Here is a 24,869-nt window from a genome sequence, read left to right on the forward strand (position 1 = left end):
GAAGACAAAGACTTTATTGCGGCCTATTGATAAACAGCGGTTATCAATGGACCCTAGGTCAGATCCAGGCAGACGTCCGCCGCTGGAGGATCCATCGAGCGGAGCCCTCGAGCTGGTCGGCGCCGTCCCGTTGCGCTACGACCACGCGCGGATCTACTGCGTCGCCGGGCCCGCGCCGACGTCGTGGTCGCCGCGGCTCGTGACGGCTTCGCGGGGATGGGCGCGGGAGGACCTCGCCTGACTCGCATCTACGCGAACTTTGTCGAGGGTCTTCAGAGCAGTTCGAGCCCGCCATCGATGGTGAGGACCTGGCCAGTGAGCCATCCGGAGCCGGGGTCGGCCAGACGCAGGAGCCAGGTGGCCACCTCCTCGGGCTCGCCGCGCCGTCCCAGCGGGATGCGGTCGGCTTCGTCGTGTTTGATCCGGTCGACCATGTCCGCCGAGAGCCCGGCCGCGGTCAGTGCGTCGCTTTCGGTGGGGCCCGGGGCCACCGCGTTGACCCTGATCCGGTCGGGGGCCAGTTCCAGAGCCCAGCTTCGTGTGAGGTGCTCCAGGGCGCTCTTGGTGGCGGCGTAGTGGGCGGCGTGGGCCATGGGCCGGTGACCGTAGGTGCTGGACACGTTCACGATCGCCCCGCTGGTCCGGCGCAGGTGCGGCAGCGCGGCGCGAGCGAGCAGGCTGGGCGCGGTGACGTTGAGGCGGAACAACTCGTCGATGCGGGACGCGGTGGCCTCGGCCAGTGGCATCAAGGCGGTGGCGCCGGCGTTGTTCACCAGGACGTCCACCCCGCCCCATCGGTCGACCGCCGCCTGCACGACGGCATCCGGTGCCTCGTCGGCGCAGATGTCGGCGGCGAAGGCGGCGATACCAGGGTGACGGCGCGCGGTGGCGTCCAAGGCTTCCTGGCGGCGACCGACGCCGAGCACGCGTGCTCCGGCGCGGGCGAAAGCGAGCGCGGCGGCGCGCCCGATCCCCGAGCCCGCTCCGGTGACGATCACGACCCGGTCGGTGAACTCCGCTTCCGCGCCCATCGCTGCCATGATGCTCCTTCGTTCGATGATCGTAGAACATCGAACAAGCTAGCATGGCCGGTATGAAGCAGGCATGGCATCCGGACACCCACGAGATGACACTGGTCTCGGTCATGGCGGCGTTGAGCGACCCCATCAGGGTCGGGCTCGTCCGAGTGCTTTCCGGCGGCCGGGAACGCGGCTGGGGCGAACTGCGGGCGCCGGTGGCGAAGTCGACCCTCAGCCATCACCTGCGAGTGCTGCGCGACGCCGGGATCACCCGCACCCGCCAGGAAGGCACCCGGTGTTACGTCACGCTGCGCCGCGATGACCTCCAGGCCCGGTTCCCAGGCCTGCTGGACGTGGTGCTGGACGTGGCCGACACCGACAACGTCGGACACCGGGTAGGGCTGACCGCGGGCACAGCCGAGTGACATCGGACCAGGTCCGTTCGGCTCACATCCGGCGGGGCGGTTTCGTCGTAATGCCGAGAACGCTTCCCTTACCCGCCAGGAGCCCAGCATGACGACCGTGACCCCGCTCGGCGAACTGACCGGCGACTACTCGCTCGAAGCCACCGGTACGACGCTCGCCTTCATCGCCCGGCACACCCTGGGGAGCCGGGTGCCGGGCCATTTCGACGAATTCGACGGCACCGCCCGTCTCGACGGTGACGATCCGGCCGAGTCCAGCGTCCGGCTCACCATCAGGGCCGCGAGCATCCACACCGGCAACCGGCGGCGCGACGACCATCTGCGCACCGCCTTCTTCGACGTGGAACGACATCCGGTCATCACCTTCGTCTCGACCGCCGTCCGGCATGTCGGCGGCACCGGATTCGAGGTCACCGGCGACCTGACCATCCGGGGCGTCACGAAACCGGTCCGCGTCGCCGTCGAACTGGTCGACGCCAGGCCTGGCGCGGACGGTCTCCGTACCGGCTTCACGGGCGCTGTTTCGCTCAACCGCCTCCACTGGGGTGTGAACGAGAATCTCGCCACCAAGCTCATGGTCGGCTCGAAGGTGACCTTGCGGCTGACCGTCGCCGCGAGGCGTCAGAACGGTCGTCCGGTGCGCTGAGCACGACTCCGACCGATACCGCCGTTCGCCGTAACGCCCGGTCGCGGGCGGACGACAACCCAGGCACGAAGAGCCGATCGGTGCAGGCGGACCGCGGTGGAGGTCACGGATGCTTACGGACGATCTGAGCGGCGTGACCGGCACCGTCGGGAGTCTTCCGGTGGGGATGGCGCGCGTGCCGGGTCGCTCGGTTCTCGAGGGCGCGTTCGCGTTGCTCGAAGTGCTCGCCGCCGCCGACGCAGGCGCGGGTCTGGGGTTGACCGAGGCGGCTCACCGGGCTGGTCTGCCCAAGTCGACGGCCCACCGGCTGCTGGAGCAGATGTGCGGGATCGGCGCCGTCGAACGGCTTTTCCGCGGCTACGTCGTCGGACCGCTGGCGGGCAGGCTCGTCCAGGGCCGGGGTCGGCTGTACGCGAGGATCCGCGCCGCCGCGGGGAAACCGGCGATCCGGCTGGCGAAACTGACCAGGTCGGACGTCGCGGTGTGCGTGCTGGCCGGGGCAGACGTCGTGGTCGTCGCCGCGGTCTCGGGACACTCGGCGAGCGTGCCCGCCGTCTCGCCGGGCACAGTGCTTCCGTCCTCGGCGGCGGTGGCCGGGGTGCTGCTCGGCGGTGTCGCGCGCGGTGCCGCCGCGCCGATCCGATGCCCGGAAGGCCGGATCGTGGCCGCGATCGGCCTGCTGGCCATCCCGGCGAACGACCTCGCGGTGATGCGGCGGCTGGTCGACGCCGCCGCCTTGGAAGCCGGTCACGAGTTGACGGAATCCGCGCACTGACGGCCGGGAAGTCACCAGTCCGCTGAGCGGACCACCCTCTTCACGTGGATTTCACAGTTGGTCAGCCTTCTCCGAGTGAACGGCGCGTCGTCGCGCGCCCGTGAACGGGGAGGTGCCCGATGGGCTCACGTACCGGCTCCAGGTGGCTCGCGGTGGCGACGGCGTTCGTCGTCTCGATCGGAATGGGTGTGGTGGTCACCCCGGCTCCCGCACGGGCGGCGAGCCCCGGGGTCGGCACCCTGGTCAACGCGTTGGCCGGGCCCACGAACAGCTTCGCCACCTGGAGCAAGGGTCTCGGCACGATCGGGCAGCTGGCGAAGGCGCTGCCCGCCGTGCAGACCAGCCCCGGCGCCGCGCTCGGGTTCGACACCCTGGCCCAGGAGGCGTTCAACACCGGCGCCAAGAAGCTCTCCGCCGCGGTCGACGACGCCGATCTGGACATCGACCAGCCGATCACGTTGTCGGCCGACCGGACCGGGACGCTCAAGACCACGCTGAGCACCGTCGGCGAGGACAAGCGACTCGATCTCACCCTGACCGTCTCCCGCGTACTGCAGAACCAGGCGCTGAACATCCCGGTCCCGATCGGGGAGGGCGGCAACGCCCCGCAGTCGGCGTTCTCCTCCACCGGCGGCGTGCGGCTCACCGTCGGCACCACGGTGAAGCTGACCTTGATCTGGGACAAGGCACACGACAAGGCCTACCTCCTCAACGACGGAACGACGCCGGCGTTCACCGTCGACGCTTCGGCCGGATTCCCCGACGCGAACGCCATCAAGGCGGTCAACGCCGCCATCGGTGTCCTCGGGGTGAAGCTCGTCGAGACCGACACCTCGCTGGACCTGAAGGCGCATTTCGCCGCCACGATCAACGACCCGGACAACGACGGGCGGCTGGCGTTCGTCAACAACGACGGCACCGCGGGCGAGCTGGCCCAGAACGGTTCGCTGGCCGGTCTGGTCAGCTTCGGCTTCGCCAGCCCGGCAGGATCGCTGAACGGCTCGCTGCACCTGGCCGCCGCACCTGCCGCCTCCTTCTCGCTGGAGCTTCCCTCGGTGGACGCCAAGATCGGCCTCAGCTGGCCGGACATCGCCACCGGGGCCCCGGAGATCAAACCGGAAGGCATCGGCACCGTCGGCCCGTTCCTGAACATGACCCCGCGCGACCTGGCCACCGGCCTCGCACAGCTGGCGACGACGCTGACCTCGATCCAGCGCGCGAAATGGGGCGACGCGGCGAACCCGATCGGCAACCTCGATCTGCCGTTCCTCAAGGGCACCCTCGCCGACGCGATCCAGCTCAACGAGTCGATCAAGAAGTTCTTGCAGGACAACACGAAGTCCGCGGCGGACCCGACACAGGCGGGTGAGCCGCTGTTCGTGTCGCTGCAGCAGATGCTCGACAAGCTCAACACCGCGGCGAACCTGCCCGGCGGCGCCAAGATCGGCATCTCCGACGTCCACTTCCCGCCGGGTTCGACCAAGCTCGACTTCAAGATCACGTTGTCCCGCAAGGCACCGGCGACGGCCGTGGATCTCAACGCGGCCGCGGCCGCGACGTCCGGACCGGCGGGCAACCCGGCCAAGACCAGCTACACGCAGACCACCCTCAAGGACGAGAACCAGGCCTGGAAGATGGGCGAGTTCGCGGGACGGCGCGTCGTCGCCGGTGCGGCGGGCGCGACCGTCGAGAACAACGACGGCAACACGCTCTTCCTCCAGGCGCCGGGCTGGACGCCGGTGATCCCGGCCGCCAACGCGCCGTACACGATCTCCGGGATGCAGGGCGACGTCGGCGTCGTCCAGCTCGGCAACGACCTGAAGACCGGCGGTCGCGGTGTCGGCGAGGCCAACGCCGTCAACGCCACCGCGAAGGTCAAGCCCAGTTACGACGCCGCGGTCACCCTCGTGCTCGACCTGCAAAACCCGACCGTGCACAACCCGCCGATCGAGCAGAAGAACCCGGACGGCAGCACGACACTGGTCGGCGCGACGCCGACCGGGCCGGACCGGGTGCTGCTGCGCACTTCCGGCGCTCCGTCGCTGTTCACCGCCGATTTCCCGATGGACGCGGGTATCGACCTGTTCGCCAACGCCGGCTTCCTCCAGGTGCAGCTCAAGGGCGCGGCGCACGTCTGCCACCCGAACGCGGGCGCCGACTGTGCCGGGACACCGGGCGCGGACGACCATATGGCGCAGGTGAAGTTCAAGGACCTCGGGGACCTGACCTTCGGCGCGGTCGTGGACAAGTTGCTGCACGACCCGGGATCGCTGCTCGACTTCCAGGTGCGGGTCCGCGGTGCCGGTGGCGTCGACGCCACCGCTCCGGGGACGGGCGACTTCCTGAAGGGCGCCTCCGCGCACGCCGGATTCACCTGGAACGACCTCACCAAGCTCACCGGACCCGACGGGCCGCAGTTCAGCACGAGCGACCTGTCCGAGCTGGTGAATTTCGACTTCGACCCGGCCAACCCGAAGGCCCTCTTCTCGATCCTCCTCAAGACGTTGCAGACCCTGAACGCGTCGATCAGTGACGCCTCGCCATCGGGCGCGGCGGTGTTCGGCACGAAGATCCCCCTGGTCGGCCGTTCGCTGAAGGATCTGTTGAAGGCCGACCAATCCGGCTCCGGCCCGACCGTGAGCTACGGCCCGAATTCCGTGAAGGACACCGCACGCACCGTCGAAAAGGGCAACGCCTTCCCGCCCTCGCTCGTCGGCCGCACGGTCGTGGCCGGCACCCAGGTGGGCATCGTCGGCAGTGTCACGCCGGACACTCTGGTCCTGGCCGGACCTTGGGCCAGCCAGCCCTCTCCGTCGACGTCGTACGTGATCCGGTCCGAACTGGACGACGTGATCTCCTTGCTGGAGGCGGCGCCGTCCGACAACCTGCAACGGCTCGTCCAGACCATCAACACGCGGTTCAAGGACAGTGTCCCGGTGACGTTCGAGTACGCCGAACCCGGCGGAACGCCGTCGCTGATCATCCGGCTCGACTGGAAACGCGCGTACCACACCAGCACGCCTGTGCAGTTCGACTTCAGCCTGCCGTCCGGCGGCCAGCGGGTCGCCGGGGTACAGGGCGACGGCTCGGTCTCCCTCGGCGTCGGCGGTCAGGTCAAGATGGGCCTGGTCGTACCGCTGCAGCCGGGTGCCGGCCCGGCCGACGCGAACGCGCTGCGCGTGCTCGACGACTCGAAGATCGGCGTGAAACTCGACGCCACCGTGGAGAACGCCACCATCGCGACCACGGTGGGCCCGCTGAGCGTGTCGCTCGGTGATCCCAAGTCGGCGGACAAGGCGACCGCGAAGGCGTCTTACTCGATCGACCTCGCCAAGGGCGGCGGCACCGGCGCACCGGTCAGCTTCACCGACTTCCTCGGCGCGGTCGGCCCGACGATCAACGCCGGGAGTACCGCGGTCGACTGCGGGCTCGACGGTGGCACGCCACTGGCGTTGTGCGCCAAGTTGCCGTTGTACATCAGCGAGGACGGCGGTGCGACCTACAGCAAGGTGATCACCGACGACACGAAGTCGAACAACTTCGCCTTGCGCCTGCCCAAGGCGACCGCGGCCGACGACTACTTCAACCTCGGCGGCGCGGCGATCGACGGGCATCCGCGGCTGGAGACGCCGGATCCGGCGCTGCTGGCGGACGCGCTCGCGGCCAAGCTGATCGACTTCGGCAGGCTCGACGGCCTCGACAGCTACCTCAACCTGGTGGAGCAGGCGCTCAACACCGCCAGCTTCGGCGGCAAGCTGCCGCTGCTCGGTGACGATCTCCAGCAGGGCGCGGACTTCATCGGGAAACTGCGCACCGCGATCCACAACGCGCTGGACCAGCTGCCGGCGAACGGCCACTTCGACGACATGGCCGCGGTGCGCGGCTGGGTCAACGACCAACTCGGCGGGAAGCTCGCCGCCGCGGGCCTGAACCCGGACACGGTCACCGTGGACACCCTGTGCAAGACGCCGCTGGGCACCGTCGGCGCTCCGACGGTCAAGCTGCACGAAGGCGCGACAGCGGCGGACAAGACCTACCGCTATGTCGTCGCGTCGTATGTGACGATCGACGGCGCGAAGAAGCAGGCCAAGGCGAGCGATCCCGGCCAGATCACCAACGGCCCGGCGGCACTGTCCACAACGGACTCGCTCGACATCGCGTGGGAACCGGTCACCAACGCGTCCGGCTACCTGGTGTTCCGTGAAGAAGGCGGTGCCTTCAAGCAGATCGCGGACGTCACCGACGCCAAGTTCACCGACGTCGGGGCCGCTTCGACCGGCGGGGCGCCGGAGAACCCGGCCGAGAACCCGCGGCCGCACGATTGCTCGTACAACGACCTCGACGCGGTCACGATCAGCCTGAACGTCAGCCAAGGTGATTTCAGCGGTGATCTGCTGAACTGCGCCGGGCTGCCGTCCGGCCACGAATGCCTCAAGAAGACCGTGCCGCTGGACCTGGGCATCCCCGGGTTCTCGTTGAAGGCCGACGGCGGCGCCGGCCCGGAGGTCCAGCTCGGCTGGCGGCTGCATCTGGCCATGGGCATCAGCCGGAGCGAGGGATTCTTCGTCGACACCAAGGACTCCGCGCAACCGGAGTTCGCGGTCGGGCTGAACGTCACGCTGCCGAACAAGATCAACGCGCAGCTCGCGTTCATCAACATCACCGCGGAGAACTGCACGAAGCAGAAGAGCGAGGACGAGTGCAACCACGCGGCCGCCCCGGCGAACGACGCGGGTGTCCTGCCGCTGTTCGGCGGCGCGTTCAAGATCGACCTGGTGGCGCCGGACGACCCGACCAACGGCAGGCTGCATCTGACCGATCTGCAGAACGCCGGGCTGGACCGGCTCGCCGACGTCAAGCTGCACGCGAGCGCGGACATCAACTGGCTGCTCAAGGCGCGGCCGGGCGAGGACGCCGGGTTCCCCGGCATCCAGGCGAACTTCCGGCTGCACTGGGCGTGGAACAACGTCAAACCGGGGACCAACAGCGCCGACGGCGGCAACTCCCCGCTGACACTGGCGTTCGACAAGGTGGCCATCGACAGCGGCGAGATCTTCGGCAAGATCCTCGGCCCGATCGTGAACAAGATCAAGCAGGTGACCGGTCCGCTCGATCCGGTGATCAAGACGCTGTACGCGCCGATCCCGGTGCTTTCGGATCTGTCGCATCTGGCGGGCGGCGGTGACGTCACGATGGTGTCGATCGGCAAGGCGTTCAGCACGATCGCCGGCGGCCCGGACCTGAAGTTCGTCGACACCATCGCCGGCGTCGTCAACTTCATCAACAATTTCCCGACCTGTACCGACAAGTGCCTCATCCCGCTCGGGTCGTTCGAACTCGGCGGACAGAAGGCACTCGACACCACCGTGACCCCGGACAACACCGAGAGCCTGATCAGTGCGAAGAAGGACGCCGGTGGCGGCACCGCCTTCACCCCGATCCTCGGTGCGATCAACGGCAAGAACTCCAACCCGAAGTCGGTCGGGCCGATGACCACCCAGGCGTCGGCTGCCGGGTTCAGCTTCCCGGTGTTCGAGAAGCCCGCGTCGCTGTTCAACGTGCTGCTCGGCGGGGACGTGGACCTGGTCAAATTCGACTCGGGTCCGCTGCGCCTCGGCTTCGACTGGCGTCAGCAGTTCGGGCCGGTGTACGCGCCGCCGCCGGTGGTGATCACCTTGCACGGCTCGGCGTCGGTGACGCTGCGCATCGTCGCGGGCTTCGACACCTTCGGCATCCGCAAGGCGTTCGAAGCCGCCCGCGCCGGCGAACTCGACCTGTCGACCGTGGGGCAGGCGTTCCTGCAGAGCCTGTTCTTCTACACCACCGAAAACGGGAAGCCGATCCCGGTGGTGTCGTTCACCGGCGAACTCGCCGCCGGGGCGGCCGTCACGGCGGTGATCATCACCGTCGGCATCGAAGGCGGGGTCGGGCTCACGGTCTCGTTCCTGTGGAACGATCCCAACCACGACGGGAAGTTCCGGATCACGGAGTTCCTGCAAACGGCGCTGAACAACCCGATATGCCTGTTCACCGTGTCGGGGCGGCTCTATGTCTTCCTCAAGCTGTATGTGACGGTCGGCTTCGGCCCGTTCTCGGTTTCGTTCAGCTTCACGATCGTCGACGTCACGCTGCTCGACTTCACCGCGACACCGAACTGCACGCCACCACCACCGAAACTCGGCGGGCTCAGCGGTGACGGCAAGACGCTCGTGGTGTACGCGGCCGCGCTCGGTCACACCGCCCAGCGCGGTGGCGGCGCGGGCGACCCGTACGAGTCGAACAACCAGGAGAAGGACACCGTCAAGATCACGTCGCTGCACGACTACGCGAACCCGGCGAACCCGGCGTTCACCGGTGTGGCCGTGGACATGCTCGGGATCCGGCGCGAGTTCCGGAACGCGAATATCGAGCGGGTGGTCGTGGACGGCCGCGGTTACGGCAAGCCGATGAGCGTGACGTTCATCGGGGACGCCAAACAGGACACCGCGAAGGACGGCCCACCGCCGCCGACCGCGCAGTTCGACCGTGACGCGATCGTGTTCGGCGGCGAGAAGAACGACCAGATCAAGACCGGTATCGGCAACTCGTGGGTCGATGGCGGCAAGGGTGACGACACCATCGTCACCGGTGACCGCACCGTGCTCGCCGCGGACCGGAAGAGCTATGTCCGAAACGAGGCGAAGGCGCGCGTCGCGGGCGGCCCCGGCGTCGACAGCATCACCGTCGGCAACGGCCTGGACGTCGTCGCGGGTGACTCGAGCCTCGGCGCGCCTCCGGTGACGTCGGTCGGCTTGAAGGAGCTGAAGAACGACGGTCGTGACGGTGGCGACCCGATCGCGGACGGCACCGGCGGTCCGACGGTCTCCGTGCCGAACTGGGCGATCCTGCCCGATCCGGCGGGCGGGACCGGGAGCGGCGACGGCAACGACACGATCAAGGTCGGGCTCGCGAAGTCGACGGCGTTCGGCAACGGCGGTGACGACACCCTCGGTGTCGCGGCCGACGATCCGCTGAAGGACGTGCCGACGCTTCCGCAATCTCTCTTCGTCTCCCCGGGCGCGATCCTCGTCGGCGGCGACGGCAGCGACCGCTTCGCCGGCGGTACCGGACCGGACGAGATCTACACCGCGGGCAAGCTCGACCCCGGCATCGACGGCTACGGCTCGGACGACGCCAACACCACGGGTGGCCCGGCAGGTGGGCCGATCAACACCGTCGACACCGGCTCCGGTGACGACAAGGTGTTCGGCGGCAAGGGACAGGACCGGGTGACCGGCCACTCGACGAAGACGCAGAAGGACGACTTCCGCGGTGGTGGCGGCAACGACATCCTGTTCGGCGGGTTCGGGGCGGACACTCTCTACGGTGGGCCGGACGACGACTACGTGATCGCCGAACCGTCCACGTTGGACTTCCCGGACCCGGCGAAGACCGACGACTACGGGCCGCTCTACTTCGTCACGCACACGCCGCTCCCGCAGGGCGTGAGCCCGTCGCACAAGACGCTGGTCGGCGGCCTCGGCCGGGACCACATCATCGGCGGTGACGGCGGCGCGGACGTGTACGGCGACAAGCAGACGACGCCGTGCAAGGCCGGTTCGCCACTTCCGTCGACCCCGGTCGACGAGACGGTGAACGACGTGCTCGACGGCAACGACCGCGTCATCGGCGGCGCCGGGGTGGAGAACGTGCGGGCCGGCGGCGGTGACGACAATGTCGACGCCGAGGCGAACGAAGATCTGGTGTGCGGAGAGAAGGGCAAGGACGTCCTGCACGGCGGCCGCGACGCGGACCAGGTCTGGGGCGGCTCGGACGACGACGCCGTCTACGGCGACACCGGGACCGACACCCTGTACGGCAACGACGGCGTCGACACGATGTTCGGTGGCGACGACCCCGACACCATCGAAGGGAACAACGGCAAGGACTGGATCTCCGGTGGCCTGGCCGGCGACGTGATCGTCGGCGGCACCCGGGCGCCGGGTCAGCCGGACGACGGCGACAAGCTGTTCGGCGACGGCGGCACCGACACGATCATCGGTGACAACGGTGATCCGGCGGCGGCAGGCGGGCCGGTGTTCGACCTGGCCAGCAGCGCGGATGCCGCGCTCGGCGGCGACGACACCATCGGCGGTGGCCTCGACACCGACGCGCTGTACGGCGGGTTGGAGAACGACACCGTCTCCGGCGGGAAGGATCCGGACCGCATCGAAGGCAACCCCGGTGCGGACACGCTGAACGGCGAGACCGAGGCCGACGACATCATCGGCGGCAGCCACCAGACGCCCGGTGACCCGGCGGCGAAGAACGCGGCGGGCTATCCCGACGCGGGTGACACGATCTCCGGCGGCGACGCCGACGACGTGATCACCGGTGACAACGCCACGATCACCGGTACGGGTGGCGCGGACTCCGGCGACCCGGTCACCCGTGGCCGCGGTCTGACGGCGGGCAGGCACGTGGTGCTGTTCGACCTCGGCCACGCCCCGAACCCGGCGAACGCCGGCGGCGACACCATTTCCGGCGGCAACGCCACGGACGTCGTCTACGCGCAGTCCGGGATGGACACCGTGCACGGCGACGCCGGGGACGACTACGTGGAAGGCGACCAGGACGCCGACAAACTGTTCGGCGACTCCGGACAGGACGATCTCGTCGGCGGTTCCTCCGCCGTGGAGATGGGCGGCGGCCAGGGCACCGTCGGCCAGCTCGACACCGGGGACACCATCTCCGGCGGCGAGGACGCGGACGTGATCACCGGCGACAACGCGCTCGTGACCAGAGACGCGGGCATCCCGAAGAGCCCGATCACCCAGGGCCGGTTCGACACGGACCTGCCCGGCGCGCTCCCGATGACACAGCGCAGCATCCAGCTGTACGACCTCGGTGACACGCCGGTGCCGAACACCTCCGGCGGCGACGACATCACCGGGGACAACGGGTGCGACGCGATCCTCGGCCAGTCCGGGAACGACCGGATCAAGGGCGGCAACGACGGCGACCACGCCGAAGGCGGCCCAGGCCGGGACTGGATCGAAGGCAACAACGGCGACGACGACCTCGTCGGCGGCAGCTCGACGATCCACGGCGACGACACCGCGCTGACCACCCAGGGCCAGCCGGACACTGCCGACGTGGTCTTCGGTGGCACGGGCGACGACGTGGTACTCGGCGACAACGCGATCACCGACCGGATCGCGCCGCCTTCGCCGTACCTGCTGCGCGTGGGCAGCAACGGGACGTTCGAGACGCAGCGCTCGCTGCGGCTGCTGGATCTCTCGTGGAGCAACGGATTCCTCGGCGCGCCGGCACGTTCGGTGGCGGGCGGGGATCAGCTGTCCGGTGGCGGCGGCGTCGACGTGATGTTCGGCCAGGACGGCGACGACCAGATCTCCGGTGGCGCGCACGACGACTACGCCGAGGGCAACGGCGGGCACGACACGATGTTCGGCGACCGCACCCTCGCGGAGGCCGGGATCGCGATCACCCCGCCGGAGCCGGCGTGGCCGGGCGCGGCGTCGGACGACCTCGGTGACGTCTCCGCGCCGAACGGCCAGGACGACCTGATCGGCGGCAGCTCGCTGGAGGTCTTCCGCGACACGGCCGACGACGTGCACGGTGACGGCGCCGCCGACTTCATCCTCGGCGACAACGGCACCGCGGTGCGGGAGATCGTGGACCAGACCGGCAAACCGGTGGCGCTCGGCGACGACCTGTCGAAGGTCTCGCTGCCGCTGACGAACCGGATCTACGCGAAGCGCTACTCGGAGTCTCCGCCCGCCGGTGCGGCGTTCGTCCGCCACGGCGTCAACGGCGCACCGACGCGCTTCTGCACCACCACGCAGGCCACCTGCGAGGCACTCGGCGCCTCCGGCGGCGACAACCTGTGGGGCGACGCGGGGGAGGACACCCAGTACGGCCAGGACGGCGACGACCTGATGTACGGCGACACCGGCACGACGACGGCTCCGGGTGACGGCGCCGACGACATGTACGGCGAGCTGGGCGGGGACCGGATGTGGGGCACCGGCGGCGAAGACGCCATGGTCGGTGACCGCGGCGGCGTCGTGGACGTGTTCCAGAACGGGTCGAACCACTTCGTGATCGACAATCCTCAGGTGCCCGCGATCCACTACGAGGGCTTCCTGGCAGGCTCGGTCACGCGGCAGGTCGATCTGCAGCACGACGTCAACGGCGACGCCTTCGCCGCACCCGGCAACGCCCCGGCGATGCCGCACCGCGGCGACCTCGAAGGCGGTGACGACCGCATCCGCGGCGGCGACGACCACGACTCGATCCACGGCGGCTTCGGCGACGACCTGGCCAACGGGGACTCGGGCGGTGACATCGTCTTCGGCGACGACGGCGCGGACGTGCTGTGGGGCGGCAAGGGCGGCACCGACCCGGCCAACCCGAACGATCGGGGTGTCAACGATTCACTCGTCGACCACCTCATCGGCGGCAAGGGCGCGACGTCCGGACCGTCGGTCGACCCGGACACCGGCGCGCTGGGTTCGGACATCCTCGACTGGCGCCCGCGTGGCACCTACGGCGCACCGGGGCAGACGACCTGCACCGCGAACCCGTGGCCGCAGACCTTCGGCAACGGCAAGAACGCGGTCACCGTCGACCCGTGCTCGTGGTTCGAGATGACGAACCTCGACAACGCCGATGTCGCGGACAACCAGCACCACCAGGGCATCGACTGGATCTACGGTGGCTGGGACCGCGACGTGCTGCAGGCCGATGTCGCCGACAACGGGCCGAACCTCGGTGACCGGTTGCTCGACTGGGGCGGTGCGTACAACCTCTACACGCACTGCAACGCGGCCTACGGCGGCTACAACGACGTCCGGCAGCACAGTCCGACGCATCAGGAGTTCCTGCAGCGGTGGGCGTACTCGCTGGGCGCCGGTCAGGTGGCCGGGGACGTGACCACGGAGGGCACGTCGGCGTACGACGAGCTGGCGCTGGTGTACCAGCCGGATATGAAGGACCACGGCACGGGACCGGCGTTCCCGACCACGCCGGGCCATTTCGACAACCCGAACGCGTGCGCACCGTGAGGTCGTTGCGATCTGATCGGTGAGGAGGAGGCTTGCCCGCTGTGGAGGATTTGGGACGTTGAGTGTCCTAAATCCTCCACGCTCGAATCGCCTGGCCGGCGCGAGGTTTGGCGTGCCTGGCGGTGACGATGTGGGAATCGGCGAGGGCCGCTCGGGTCTGGGAGCTTGATCAACGGAAGATCGGGGACACTCAACGTCCCTGATCTTCCGTTGATCAAGCTCATACCCCGGTCCGCCGTCGAGTGGGGAGGATTGGGGACACTGGACGTCCCAAATCCTCCCCACTCGCCGACATCGGCGCAGGGCGTATTGCGAAAGCTACTTTCGCAACGCCGAACGGAGTCACTCACCCTCAGGAGAAGGTGACCACCTGCCGGACCGCGGCACCACGCCGCAGCCGGTCGAATCCCGTGTTGATCTCCTCCAGCCCGATCCGGTGCGTCAGCAACGCCTCCACGGGCAGCAGCCCGGACCGGTACAGGGCGATGAACCGCGGGATGTCGCGCCGGGGGACACAGGAGCCGAGGTAGCTGCCGCGGAGCGTCTTCTCCTCCGCCACCAGCCTTTGCGCGGGGAGCGCGACTTCGGCGGCGGGGTCGGGCAGCCCGACGGTGACGGTGGTGCCGCCCGGTCGCGTCGCCCGGTACGCCTGCTGCAGGGCCGCCACCACGCCGGTCGTGTCGATCGCGTGGTCGGCGCCGCCGCCGGTGAGGTCCTTGATCGCCTCGACGTCGCCGTCGAGCGCGTGCGTGGCGCCGAGGGAGAGCGCCAGCTCACGTTTCTCCGCGACGACGTCGACGGCCAGCAGCGTGGCCGCGCCGGCGGCTTTGGCGGTGAGCAGCGCCGCCAGTCCGACACCGCCGAGTCCGAACACGACGACGCTGTCGCCCGGACGCACGTCGGTCGCGTTGAAGACGGCACCGGCGCCGGTGAGCACGGCGCAGCCGAACAGGGCCGCGACGTCGAACGGGAGCGTCTCGTCGACGGCGACCACCGAACGCTCCGAGACCACGATGTGCTCGGCGAAGGCGGACACGCCCAGGTGATGCCCTGGCCGTCCGCCGGGCGCGGACCAGCGGATGCCACCACCGAGCAAGGTGCCGTTCCGGTTGGCCTCGGCCGCCGGGGCGCACAGGGCGGGACGTCCGCTGAGGCACGGGCGGCAGTCCCCGCAGGAGGGCACGAAGGACAACACCACATGTTGCCCCGTCGTGAAGCCGGTGCCCGGTCCCGGCTCCACGACCTCGCCCGCGGCCTCGTGCCCCAGGACCATCGGCAGCGGGCGGGGTCTGCTGCCGTCGATCACCGACAGATCCGAGTGGCAGAGCCCGGCCGCCCGCACCCGGACGAGCAGTTCACCGGGCCCCGGCTGGTCCAGCGTCAGGGTCTCGATCTCCAGTGGGCGGCCGACTTCGCGGAGCACCGCGCCGCGCACCGGCGTCACCGCTCGCTCCCGGCCGGGACGCAGGTGGTGACCTGCCGTTCGGACAGCAGTGGTACCACCTCGCCGAGCACGATCCGCTGGAAATGTTCCGACGCGCAGTGGTCGGTGAAGTCCTGTTCGGACTCGTACTCCTCGACGATCACCACGATTCCGTCCTCGGTTCCGGTGTGGACGGTGTACCGGAGGCAGCCGGGTTCGCGCCGGGAAGCGCCGGCCATCGGCTCCAGCAGTTCGAGGACGCGGTCCCGGTACGCGGTCACGTACCTCGCCACCACGACGAAGCTCATTTCTCTCCTGCGCTTAGCTGGGACCGGGTCAGCGACCACAGCCCCGAATCGGACGACGCGGCGGCCAGTGCGCCCATCGCGAGTGAATGGGCCACCCCGGCCCGGTCGGTGACGAAACCGGCCGCCACGAACGGCGACATGACCTCGCGGGCCTGAGCCGACATCCACGGGATGATCGGCGCGGGCATCAGCTCCACCAGGTCCGGGCGGCTGCGTTTCACCGCTTCGAGGCTGCGGTTCAGGTTGGACCGGTCGGTGACGAACACCTTGTGCATGGTCAGCATCGACACCGCGCGTGCCCGTTCGATCGGGGCGACCCGGGTGCTGACCACCCCGGTCGCCCCGATCTCCTGGAGGAAGTCCACGCCGCCGCGATCGGTGGCCAGTCCCGGGCAGGAGTCGATGTTCACGAACAGGATCTTCTCCAGCCCGGTGAGCACCGGGACGATCTTGGCCAGCTGCCCGACCGGGACGGACGCCAGGATGCCGACGCGGGACGCCGCGTTCGCGAAGTCGCCCACCTTGGCGGTGCCGACCACCGACGCGCACACTGGGACGTCCGCGAACGCCGCCGTGATCCTCTCGTTCATACGGTCCACAGTGGTCGATCAGCTCGCGGAGTCAAGGGGATTCGGCCCGAGGTCACTGGGCAGCCCGAGCTTGCCGGGGTTGAGCAGGCCCCGCGGATCGAGCGCCCGCTTCACGGCGACGAACGTGCCGAACCCGGAGCCGAGCGTGTCCGCGAGATACGGTCCCCGGAGCAGACCGGAACCGTGGTGGTGGCTCAGGGCGGCGCCGTGGCGCACCAGCACGGCGTTGGCCGCGTCCCATGCCGAGCGGTACCAGTGCCGCCGCTTCTCCGGTTCCACGTCGCCGCGGAGCGAGAAGTACAGGCACGCGCCGTCGGTGTAGGCGTGGGACTGGTGGGCGGACGCGGCCAAGGTGCCGGGGACGGCCTCGATCGCGGCCACGACCTCGTCGTAGATCGTGGGCAGGGCCGACCACGCGCCCGCCATTTCGAGTGTGTCGGCGACGAAGCCGGGGCCGGGGGTGAACCCGTCGGCGGACTTGCCGACGATCATCCGTTCGTCCAGCCAGCGTTCGAAGACGGCCGGACCGTCCAGTTCGGACCCGGTCGCGGCGCAGACCTCGGAGCTCACGCGGAGCATCGCGTCGACCAGCACCGGGTCGCCTTCGTCGGCGATCAGCAGCAGGTTGGTGTCCGGCAGGCCGAAATGGGTCCCGCTCTCCAGCTTGTCGTAGAGCCGCATCGCGGCCGGGGTCGCCCCGCGTTGCATGATCAGACGGCACGCCTCCAGCCCTTCGGCGAAGGTTTCGAAGCCGTAGGCGACGGCCTTGGCGTAGCCGGGCAGCGGGTGCGTGCGCAGGCGCACGGCGGTGATCACGCCGAGCGTGCCCTCCGAGCCGACGAACAGCTGGCGCAGGTCGGGGCCGGTGGCGGCGCGCGGATAGTCGCCGAAGCGGGCGAGCGTGCCGTCGGCGAGCACGACGTCGAGGCCGACGACCATGTCCTCGATCTTGCCGTAGCGGGTGGAGAGCTGGCCCGCCCCGCGGCAGGCCACCCAACCGCCCACAGTGGACAGTGCGAACGCGGACGGCCAGTGCCCGGTGGTGGCGCCGTGCGTCTTCTGCAGCTCGGTCTCGAACAGGTCGCCGAACATCCCGGCCTGCACGTCGACGATCTGGGAGTCCGCGTCGAAGGACAGGATCCGGTTCAACCCGCAGACGTCCAGCACCACGCCGCCGTGCACCGGCAGGGCGGCCCCGGTCACGTTGCTGCGGCCGGCGGACACCGTCAGCGGCACGTTGTGCTCGCCGCACAGTCGGACGACGGCCTGCACCTGTTCCACCGTGCCGACCTCGGCGATCACCGCGTCCGGCGTCGCGGGGTTCCCGGCGGTCTCGCCGATCATCGAACCGGCCCACCAGTCGCGGGTGCGCAGCACGACCTCGTCGTGCTCGGTGTGCACGGCGTCCGCGACCTCTCGCAGGGACTCGGTCAACGCCGCGGGAACCGGGACGACGGTCGTCTGCAGCGACGCGGGACCCTGTCCCGGCGGTGTCCGGTCGCCCCAGCGGGGCGGCGTCGGGGCCCCGACCACGTACTTCCCCCGGTTGAACGGATGGGCGATGGTCTGGCTGCTGATCATGCGTTGTCTCCCAACAGAATCGACTTCTCCCGGGCGACGTCCGCCCGATAGTCCTGCACTTGCGACGCCACGGTCTCCGGCGGCAGGCCGAGTTCGGCACCGAGCAGTTCGCCGACGAGCGGCGCGGCCTCGACGGAGGCGTCCCTGGCGAACAGCCGCAGCCGCGTGCGCCGGGACAGCACGTCGTCCACCGAACGCGCCATCTCCGACCTGGCCGCGAACACCACCTCGGCCTTGAGGTGCGGCTGGCCGGGGACGAGCGGCTCGCCGAGGGCCGGGTCCTCGTCGACGAGCGCGCTCACGAAACGGGCTTCGGTCCCATAGCGGCCGCCGAGGTGCGCGGCGATCCCGCCGGTCGCCGCGGTGGCCTCGGCGTCGTAGCCGGCGCCGCCGAGCAGGGGCAGGTTCTTGGTGCGGCAGCGGGCCTTGCGCCCCAGCAGCCCGAGCGCCTCGTCCACGACGAGTTCGCCCATATGCCTGCTCGTGGTGAGTTTGCCGCCGGTCACGGTGACCATGCCCGAGGCGACGGTGATGTGGTGATCGCGCCGCATGTCGAGTGTGGTCCCTTCGGAGCCGCCGACCAGCGGCCGCAGACCCGCGTAACTGCCCAGCACGTCCTCGGGGCCGAGCTTGGTGTCGAAGGCGATCGTGGCGCCTTCGAGCAGGAACTCCATCTCGTCGCGAGTGCAGTGCACGTCGTCGGTCGGACCGTCGTAGTCGGTGTCCGTGGTTCCCACGACGACGACGTCACCCCAGCGGGTGCAGGTCGCCCGCCTCGCGCGGCCCGGGATGGGCACCGTCACCGTGCAGTCGTTGCGGATCTTCGACCAGGGCAGCACGATGTGGACGCCCTTCGCGGGGCGCACCTGCGGCCGGTGCCCGGGGGAGGCCATGCCGTCGACGTCGTCGGCCCACACCCCGGTCGCGTTGACGACCACCCGTGCCCGGACGTCGATCCGTTCACCGTCGGCCTCGACCGTCGCGCCGGTCACCCGGCCGCCCGTGGTGCGGAGGCCGGTCACCTGGGCGCCGTTGGCCACGACGGCGCCCAGCCGGGCCGCGGTGCGCACGATCGCGAGGGTCAGCCGGGCGTCGTCGGCGCGGCTGTCGTAGTACATCAGGCCGCCACGCAGGTGGTCCGCCCGCAGGGTCGGGGCGTGCGCCAGCACTTCGTCGACCGTGAGCCGCTGGTGCAGCTTGCCGATCCGCCAGCCGCCCGCGAGATCGTAGGTCCACAGCAGACTCTCGAAGGCGCGGGCGATCCGGGCGTCGAACACCCCGTCCTTGGCCAGGATCGGGAACAGGAACGGCAGCCGCTGCACCAGATGCGGGGCGTTGCGGCGGAACCGTTGGCGTTCCAGCAGGGAATGCCGAACCAGATCCAGGTTGCCCTGCTCGATGTAGCGCAGGCCGCCGTGCACCATCTTGGAGGATTTGGACGAGGTCCCGGACGCGAAGTCGTCCCGCTCGACCAGCGCGACCGACAGGCCGCGGGCGGCGGCGTCCAGCGCGCAGTAGGCGCCGGTGATCCCGCCGCCGATCACGAGAAGGTCGAACTCGCCGGCGTCGAGTCCGGTCAGCGCGCTGCGACGGTCCAGTCGCAGCGGCGCCGAAGGGGTCGCTCCCGCTGCGACGGCATTCGGCCGCCGGGACGGCAGTGTGAACATCGTTGAGGAACCTCTCCACTCAGAACTGGGTTTTCACGACAGCGAGACGGCGAGCACGTCTTGCCAGCGCGCCCGTAGCTTCAGCCGGTCGGTTTCGGCGATGGCGGGTTCGAAGACCCGGCCTGGTGGCTGGTGGGCGACGGCCTCGGCCAGCGAAGGCCACAGCCCGAGCCGGGTGCCGGCGAGATAGGCGGCGCCGCGCAGGCTGGCGGTGGCCGAGTCCGCCACCCGTTCGATGGCGAGACCGGTGAAATCGGCCTGGCTCTGGAGCAACGGGTCGCTCGCCGCCAGACCGCCACCGACCCGGAGATGGGTCATCGGCCGGTCCATGGTGGTGCGCAAGGCGTCGGCGGTGTCGCTCACCGCGTGGGCGATCCCGTCGATCACCGCCCTGGCCAGGGCTTCCCGCGTGGTCGCCAGGCTCAGCCCGGCCAGCATGCCGCGGGCGTCGGGCCGCTGCACAGGGGTGCGCAATCCGGCGAGCGTCGGCACGAACCACGTCGCCTCGCCGCTCGGCTGCGCCGCGGCCAGCGCGCTGATCTCGGCCGCCGAGGCGAACAGGCCGAGGTCTTCGATGAGCCATCGCAGGGCGGAGCCGGTGGTCGAGGTGTAGGACTCGAGGCTGAACCGGCTGTGACCTCCGCTGCGCCAGGCGACCAGGCACAGCACGCCGTCGAGTCCGCCCACCGCCTCGGGCGGTTCGTCGCCGGCGAGTGCGCCGACGAACGTGCCGGTGCCGTGGACGCAGGTGGCCTGGCCGGGCGAAAGCGCGCCCAGCGCGATCAAGGACGCGTGCTGGTCACCCATCACCGCCGCGATCGGCACGCGGATGCCGAGCAGGTCCGGGTCGGTGTAGCCGTAGTCGCCGTCGTCGTCCAGTGGCGGCGGAGCCGAGTCGGCGGGAAAACCCAGTGCCGTCAGCCACTCGGTGTCCCAGCAATGCTCGCGCAACCGGTATCCGCCGAACGCGACGGCGTTCGTCGCCGAGATCGCGTATCGCTCGCGACCGCTGAGATGCCACACCAGCCAGGTGTCCACCGAGCCGAACAACGCCCGCCCGGCCGGAACGCCGAGCTCCTCGAGTGTCCTGGCCGCCCACAGGAACGGGGCGCGAGTGCCCACCGGACGCCCGGTTTCCGCCCACAGGTACCGGTCCCACTCCGGGGCGAGCTTCGCCAGCTCGGCGGCGTAACGGCTGTCCTGCCACACCACGGCGGGCGCCAGCGGACGGCCGGTCTCGCGGTCCCACAGCACGGCCGTCGCCCGCTGGGTGCAGATCGACAGCCCGGTGATCTCCACGTCGTTCTCGGCGGCCCACGTCACCGCTTGACGGGCGACGTCGACGGTCCGCTCCAGCAGCTGCATGGCATCCTGCTCGACCTCGGCCGGCCGAGGGTGGCTCACGTCGATGGAGGTGTAGAAGGAGGGCCCGCACTGTCCGTCTTCGCCCACGACGGCCGCCCTGGTGCCGGTGGAACCCTCGTCGACGGCCAGGATCCCGCGCCGCATCAGGCGCGCCCGAGCTTGAGGTCGATGGTCTCGTCGTCGGGGTCGACGCCGCTGCGCGTGGGATCCCAGCGCACGATCAGGCAGGAGACCAGACCGAGGAACGGCACCACCGCGAGCAGGGCGATCGTCGGGCCGAGCCCCATCGATTCCTTGATCTGCGGGAACACGTAGAGCCCGACGACACTGCCGAAACTGCCGAGCATCCCGGTCACGCCGGTGCCGAGGGTGCGGATGTCGCTGCGGTAGGACAGCGCCGCGATCGATTTGCCGTTCGCGCCCGGCCCGGCCGAGTGGAAGAAGATGAACAGGAACGGGAGCAGGAACCCGACGGCGATCGGCAGCTTCCCGAAGCCCAGCCCCATCACCAGCAGGATGGCGAACGCGAACGCGTAACCGATGGCGGAACTGGTCCGGAGCCCGATCTTCCTGCCGAAGTACGCCGAGAGCGCGCCGCCGATGATCCCCGCGATGTTGAAGATCATCGAACCCAGGGTCGCGGTCTGGAACGCCTGCCCGAAGATCGCCAGGCTGATCACCGGCAGGTACCACCCGACGGCGAAGTACTGCATCGACTGGGTCAGGGAGATCGCCGTGGACAGGAAGGTCCGCGGCAGATATGGCTTCCGGAACAGCACCCCCGCATGCCGGAAGCCGATCTTCCGCTCCTGGGCAGGGTCGGGCGCGCTCGCGGTTCCCGGTGTCACCTGGAAACCGTAGATCCGGCGCAGGCTGACGGCCGCTTCGGCGAGCCTGCCCTTCGCCGCGAGCCAAGACGGGCTTTCGACGAGGAACAGCAGCTGCAGCACCAGCAGGACGATCGCGAAGACACCGGCCGAGCCGACGGACCATCGCCAGATCCCCACGCCGGCGTCGAGCTGGAAGAACACCAGCGTCAGTCCCAGGTTCACGGTGGTGGCGACGTACCAGACGGACTGCCAGAGATTGAGCCGTCCGCGCAGTTTCGCGGGGGTGTACTCCGCGAGCATGGCCATGGCCACCGCGAAGTCGATCCCGTAGGCGACGCCGACGAGACCGCGTCCGAACCAGACCTCGCCGAAGCCGCCCGCGACGGAGGTCAGCACGGCGCCGATCGCCGCGATCGCCTTGGCCGCGATCAACGGTTTGACCCGGCCGATCCGGGCGGCCAGCCAGCCGCCGATCGGGTTGAACAGGATGGCCACCGCGGGGGCGGTCGCGGTGAGCACGCCGACCTGGGTGGAGCTGAGGCCGAGCTCCTTGATCATGGGGGACAGGCCCGCGCCGAGCGCGGCGTTGGAATAGGCGTCCAGGAAAAGCCCGCCCAGCACCAGATACCACAGCAGATTGGCCTTGCGCGGCAACCTCGACAGCCCGTTGACGAGCGCGGCTACCTGGGAGACGTTCGAAATCGAGCCTGTCGGGCTGAGCGTCGATGAACTCATGGACCGCCAACTTTCTGCGCTGGCTGTCAGCGATCCGACACAAAAAAACAGACACGACGAAGACCGCTGACAGTGGCTCTTCGTCTGTGCCTGTCTGAAGGGAGAAGAGTAGATCCCGATCCCGGGTCCGTCAAGACGGCGCCTCGTCCGGCCACAAAGGACACTCGCACGGAAAGATCTTCGCGAGGTTCCGTGGATTCCGGTCGGAGATCGTCAAGGAATGAGCCGAGGGCGTCCAGTGCGGGGACGGCCCTGCCGGACGATGTCGCGATCGCCTCAGCGGTTTCCACCGCGCCGTGGCGGGTCAGGACGCTTTGACGCGGCCGTAGCGCGGTTCCAGTTCGCCGGTGGCGAGACCGTCCTGGACGTGGTGGAGGAGTGCGCCGAGGCCCGACTCGTCAAGATCGCCGGCCTTCTTGAAGCGGACACAGTTCTGGCCGAGGCCGACCTTGCCGAGTCTGCCCGCGTAGTCCTCGACGAGGTATCGGTCGTTCCGAACGGCGGCGACGTACAGACTGAGGTAGTTCTTCTGCAGCGCCAGTCCGACGATCGGCCAGTCGATGGGTTCGGACGAGGACTTGACCCGGTATTGGAACTTCCCGTAACCGATCAGGCTCATTCCCATACCGGGCTTTCCCGCGCCGGTGCCGCCGAAGAACTCCCGTTTCAGCTCGGGCGCCGCTTCCCGGACCAAGCGGTCGACCGCTCGAAGGTCCGCTTCCCTGGCGGGGTCCGCGGCGAAGTATTCCTCGAGATTGGACGCTGCCACAGTGAACATGGCCGACAACCGTACTCGCGATATCGACTGTCCGAGTGAGGAATCACGCGCAGGTACCTCCTTGGCGGGAATATCGGATTTCGCGCCCTCGACGGTCGAGCATTGCGATCGCGATACCACTTCGGCCGGCCGAATACCGAAGTCCGTCTTCGAGACGCTCACCCTATGCGGCCGGGGCGGCTCAAGGTTCTCGTCCTGAGCCGCCCCGGCCGCTTCAGGGCCAGTCGCATCCGGTCTTGATCTGTACTGGACCGGACTTTCCGGAATCGTTAGCGCGGCTGCTCGCGCCACCAGCGCTGACCGGCTTCGGGCAGTGTCGAGATCGGGTCGTAGTACGGGTAGCGGCGCTGCAAGGCCTCGGGGTCCTCGTGTTCGATCCCGGTGCGGTAGTTCTTGGTCCAGTACGAGATCCCGAGCTCGCGGTCGTACTCGGCGAGCTGGTGCACCCAGCGCTTCCCGACGTACGGCACGTCGCAGACGATCCGCGGGGTGGCGTAGCCGGGCAGGTAGCCCATGATCGCGTGCTGCAGTTCCTGTGCCTCGTGCACGGAAACCCGCCAGTGCTCGGCGTTGGGGATCATGTCGCACATGTAGAAGTAGTACGGCAGGATGTTCGCCTCACCCTGCAGGGCGAAGCACAGGTCCAGCAGATCGGCCGGGGTCGCGTTCACGCCCTTCATCAGCACGCCCTGGTTGCGCACGTCGCGGACGCCGACGTCGAGGGCGGTCCTGGCGGCTTCCGCGACCAGCGGGGTCACCGACTGGGCGTGGTTGACGTGGGTGTGGATCGCGAGGTTGACGCCGCGGCGCTGCGCGGTGCCGGCGACGCGTTCGAGGCCTTCGACGACCTTCGGCTGGATCCAGTGCTGCGGCAGGGCGGCGAGCGCCTTGGTCGCGAGCCGGATGTCGCGGACGGTGTCGATGTCCATCAGCCGCATCAGGAACGACTCCAGCTGCGGCCACGGCACGTTCGCGACGTCGCCGCCGGAGACCACGACGTCACGCACGCCGGGGGTCTTCTTCAGGTACTCGATCATCGCGTCCTGGCGGTCGACCGGTTTGAGCGAGAGCTTGTGCTTCTCGATCTGTTCGGTGGAGTTGCCGACCAGGTCCATCCGGGTGCAGTGCCCGCAGTACTGGGGGCAGGTGGAGATCATCTCGGCGAGGACCTTGGTGGGGTAGCGGTGGGTCAGCCCCTCCACGACCCACATCTCCGCCTCGTGCAGCGAGTCCCGCTCGGAGTGCGGGTGGCTCGGCCATTCGGTGTCGCGGTCGCTGCGCACCGGGAGCATGTAGCGGCGGATCGGGTCGGCGTACCAGGCTTCGGTCACCTTCGCCGGGTCGGTGCCCGCGTTGGGCGCCATCGTGTTGATCATCTGCGGCGGCAGGAGCATCGACATCGTGGCCATCTCGCGCTGGTCGGCGAGCATGTCCTCGTAGAAGCGCTCCTCGAGCTGATCGCCCATCAGGGCGCGCAGCTGTTTGGCGTTACGGATGCAGTGCACTCGCTGCCACTGCGCGTCGCGCCACTCTGCCTCGGTCACGTCGTGCCAGCCGGGGAAGCGGCGCCAGTCGGGTTCGGTCAGCTCGACTCGGGTGTAGTCGTAGGGCTGATCGTAGGCGGCCACCGGCGAGGTCGGTTCCTGGATCGCAGTCACTTG

General features: G+C 69.4%; 15 protein-coding genes. 5 read left to right on the top strand and 10 right to left on the bottom strand.

Features of this window, described 5'->3' with window-relative positions:
* Window positions 1–46 precede the first annotated feature (46 nt).
* A complete protein-coding gene (locus MJQ72_RS08220) occupies window positions 47–241 on the top strand; it encodes a hypothetical protein (protein WP_240598529.1) in 195 nt (64 codons plus the stop codon).
* A 31-nt stretch (window positions 242–272) separates the two neighbouring features.
* Here the strand turns inward: MJQ72_RS08220 and MJQ72_RS08225 are convergent, their stop codons facing one another.
* Window positions 273–1,040 carry an SDR family NAD(P)-dependent oxidoreductase gene (locus MJQ72_RS08225; protein ID WP_240598530.1) on the bottom strand — a complete coding sequence of 256 codons (768 nt, stop codon included), beginning with the start codon at window positions 1,038–1,040 and terminating at the stop codon, window positions 273–275.
* 53 nt (window positions 1,041–1,093) lie between these two features.
* Here MJQ72_RS08225 and MJQ72_RS08230 point away from each other — a divergent pair, with 53 nt between their 5' ends.
* The 4 genes from MJQ72_RS08230 to MJQ72_RS08245 all read left to right on the top strand — a co-directional run bounded on the left by MJQ72_RS08230 (window position 1,094) and on the right by MJQ72_RS08245 (window position 13,931).
* Complete coding sequence (locus tag MJQ72_RS08230) at window positions 1,094–1,444, top strand: helix-turn-helix transcriptional regulator (protein WP_240598531.1); 351 nt, start codon at window positions 1,094–1,096, stop codon at window positions 1,442–1,444.
* A gap of 88 nt (window positions 1,445–1,532) precedes the next feature.
* The gene (locus MJQ72_RS08235) at window positions 1,533–2,090 is read left to right on the top strand and encodes a YceI family protein (RefSeq protein ID WP_240598532.1); all 558 of its coding nucleotides are present in this window, start codon (window positions 1,533–1,535) and stop codon (window positions 2,088–2,090) included.
* Window positions 2,091–2,199: 109 nt separating this feature from the next.
* Complete coding sequence (locus tag MJQ72_RS08240) at window positions 2,200–2,865, top strand: helix-turn-helix domain-containing protein (protein ID WP_240598533.1); 666 nt, start codon at window positions 2,200–2,202, stop codon at window positions 2,863–2,865.
* 119 nt (window positions 2,866–2,984) lie between these two features.
* Window positions 2,985–13,931, top strand: a complete 10,947-nt coding sequence (locus tag MJQ72_RS08245) for a calcium-binding protein (protein WP_240598534.1) — start codon at window positions 2,985–2,987, stop codon at window positions 13,929–13,931.
* Window positions 13,932–14,283: 352 nt separating this feature from the next.
* On the opposite strand, the gene MJQ72_RS08250 is transcribed toward MJQ72_RS08245, so the two are convergent.
* The 9 genes from MJQ72_RS08250 to MJQ72_RS08290 all read right to left on the bottom strand — a co-directional run bounded on the left by MJQ72_RS08250 (window position 14,284) and on the right by MJQ72_RS08290 (window position 24,866).
* Window positions 14,284–15,375 (bottom strand): zinc-binding dehydrogenase, encoded by a 1,092-nt coding sequence (locus MJQ72_RS08250; protein WP_240598535.1) that lies wholly within the window; start codon window positions 15,373–15,375, stop codon window positions 14,284–14,286.
* Complete coding sequence (locus tag MJQ72_RS08255; protein ID WP_240598536.1) at window positions 15,372–15,662, bottom strand: putative quinol monooxygenase; 291 nt, start codon at window positions 15,660–15,662, stop codon at window positions 15,372–15,374. The genes MJQ72_RS08250 and MJQ72_RS08255 overlap by 4 nt, the downstream gene beginning before the upstream one ends.
* Window positions 15,659–16,252: a glycerol-3-phosphate responsive antiterminator gene (locus MJQ72_RS08260; RefSeq protein WP_240598537.1), complete on the bottom strand. Its 594-nt coding sequence runs from the start codon at window positions 16,250–16,252 to the stop codon at window positions 15,659–15,661. The genes MJQ72_RS08255 and MJQ72_RS08260 overlap by 4 nt, the downstream gene beginning before the upstream one ends.
* A gap of 18 nt (window positions 16,253–16,270) precedes the next feature.
* The gene (locus MJQ72_RS08265; RefSeq protein ID WP_240598538.1) at window positions 16,271–17,833 is read right to left on the bottom strand and encodes an FAD-binding oxidoreductase; all 1,563 of its coding nucleotides are present in this window, start codon (window positions 17,831–17,833) and stop codon (window positions 16,271–16,273) included.
* Window positions 17,830–19,500: a glycerol-3-phosphate dehydrogenase/oxidase gene (locus MJQ72_RS08270; protein ID WP_240598539.1), complete on the bottom strand. Its 1,671-nt coding sequence runs from the start codon at window positions 19,498–19,500 to the stop codon at window positions 17,830–17,832. The genes MJQ72_RS08265 and MJQ72_RS08270 overlap by 4 nt, the downstream gene beginning before the upstream one ends.
* 33 nt (window positions 19,501–19,533) lie before the next feature.
* The gene (locus tag MJQ72_RS08275; RefSeq protein ID WP_240598540.1) at window positions 19,534–21,009 is read right to left on the bottom strand and encodes an FGGY family carbohydrate kinase; all 1,476 of its coding nucleotides are present in this window, start codon (window positions 21,007–21,009) and stop codon (window positions 19,534–19,536) included.
* Window positions 21,009–22,430, bottom strand: coding sequence for an MFS transporter (locus tag MJQ72_RS08280; RefSeq protein WP_240598541.1), 1,422 nt, complete (start codon window positions 22,428–22,430; stop codon window positions 21,009–21,011). The genes MJQ72_RS08275 and MJQ72_RS08280 overlap by 1 nt, the downstream gene beginning before the upstream one ends.
* 304 nt (window positions 22,431–22,734) lie before the next feature.
* Window positions 22,735–23,208, bottom strand: a complete 474-nt coding sequence (locus MJQ72_RS08285) for a DUF1801 domain-containing protein (protein WP_240598542.1) — start codon at window positions 23,206–23,208, stop codon at window positions 22,735–22,737.
* Window positions 23,209–23,477: 269 nt separating this feature from the next.
* A complete protein-coding gene (locus MJQ72_RS08290; RefSeq protein WP_240598543.1) occupies window positions 23,478–24,866 on the bottom strand; it encodes a KamA family radical SAM protein in 1,389 nt (462 codons plus the stop codon).
* Window positions 24,867–24,869: the final 3 nt, after the last annotated feature.

Origin of the sequence: Amycolatopsis sp. EV170708-02-1 (genome assembly GCF_022479115.1) — a bacterium.
Classification (GTDB): domain Bacteria; phylum Actinomycetota; class Actinomycetes; order Mycobacteriales; family Pseudonocardiaceae; genus Amycolatopsis.

Bases quoted from the DNA above. Each gene is read 5' to 3' on its own strand.
- MJQ72_RS08235 (WP_240598532.1), top strand. From the start codon at position 1,533: ATGACGACCGTGACCCCGCTCGGCGAACTGACCGGCGACTACTCGCTC.
- MJQ72_RS08255 (WP_240598536.1), bottom strand. From the start codon at position 15,662: ATGAGCTTCGTCGTGGTGGCGAGGTACGTGACCGCGTACCGGGACCGC.
- MJQ72_RS08240 (WP_240598533.1), top strand. From the start codon at position 2,200: ATGCTTACGGACGATCTGAGCGGCGTGACCGGCACCGTCGGGAGTCTT.
- MJQ72_RS08280 (WP_240598541.1), bottom strand. From the start codon at position 22,430: ATGAGTTCATCGACGCTCAGCCCGACAGGCTCGATTTCGAACGTCTCC.
- MJQ72_RS08285 (WP_240598542.1), bottom strand. From the start codon at position 23,208: ATGTTCACTGTGGCAGCGTCCAATCTCGAGGAATACTTCGCCGCGGAC.
- MJQ72_RS08230 (WP_240598531.1), top strand. From the start codon at position 1,094: ATGAAGCAGGCATGGCATCCGGACACCCACGAGATGACACTGGTCTCG.
- MJQ72_RS08245 (WP_240598534.1), top strand. From the start codon at position 2,985: ATGGGCTCACGTACCGGCTCCAGGTGGCTCGCGGTGGCGACGGCGTTC.
- MJQ72_RS08220 (WP_240598529.1), top strand. From the start codon at position 47: ATGGACCCTAGGTCAGATCCAGGCAGACGTCCGCCGCTGGAGGATCCA.
- MJQ72_RS08270 (WP_240598539.1), bottom strand. From the start codon at position 19,500: ATGTTCACACTGCCGTCCCGGCGGCCGAATGCCGTCGCAGCGGGAGCG.
- MJQ72_RS08265 (WP_240598538.1), bottom strand. From the start codon at position 17,833: ATGATCAGCAGCCAGACCATCGCCCATCCGTTCAACCGGGGGAAGTAC.
- MJQ72_RS08260 (WP_240598537.1), bottom strand. From the start codon at position 16,252: ATGAACGAGAGGATCACGGCGGCGTTCGCGGACGTCCCAGTGTGCGCG.
- MJQ72_RS08275 (WP_240598540.1), bottom strand. From the start codon at position 21,009: ATGCGGCGCGGGATCCTGGCCGTCGACGAGGGTTCCACCGGCACCAGG.
- MJQ72_RS08225 (WP_240598530.1), bottom strand. From the start codon at position 1,040: ATGGCAGCGATGGGCGCGGAAGCGGAGTTCACCGACCGGGTCGTGATC.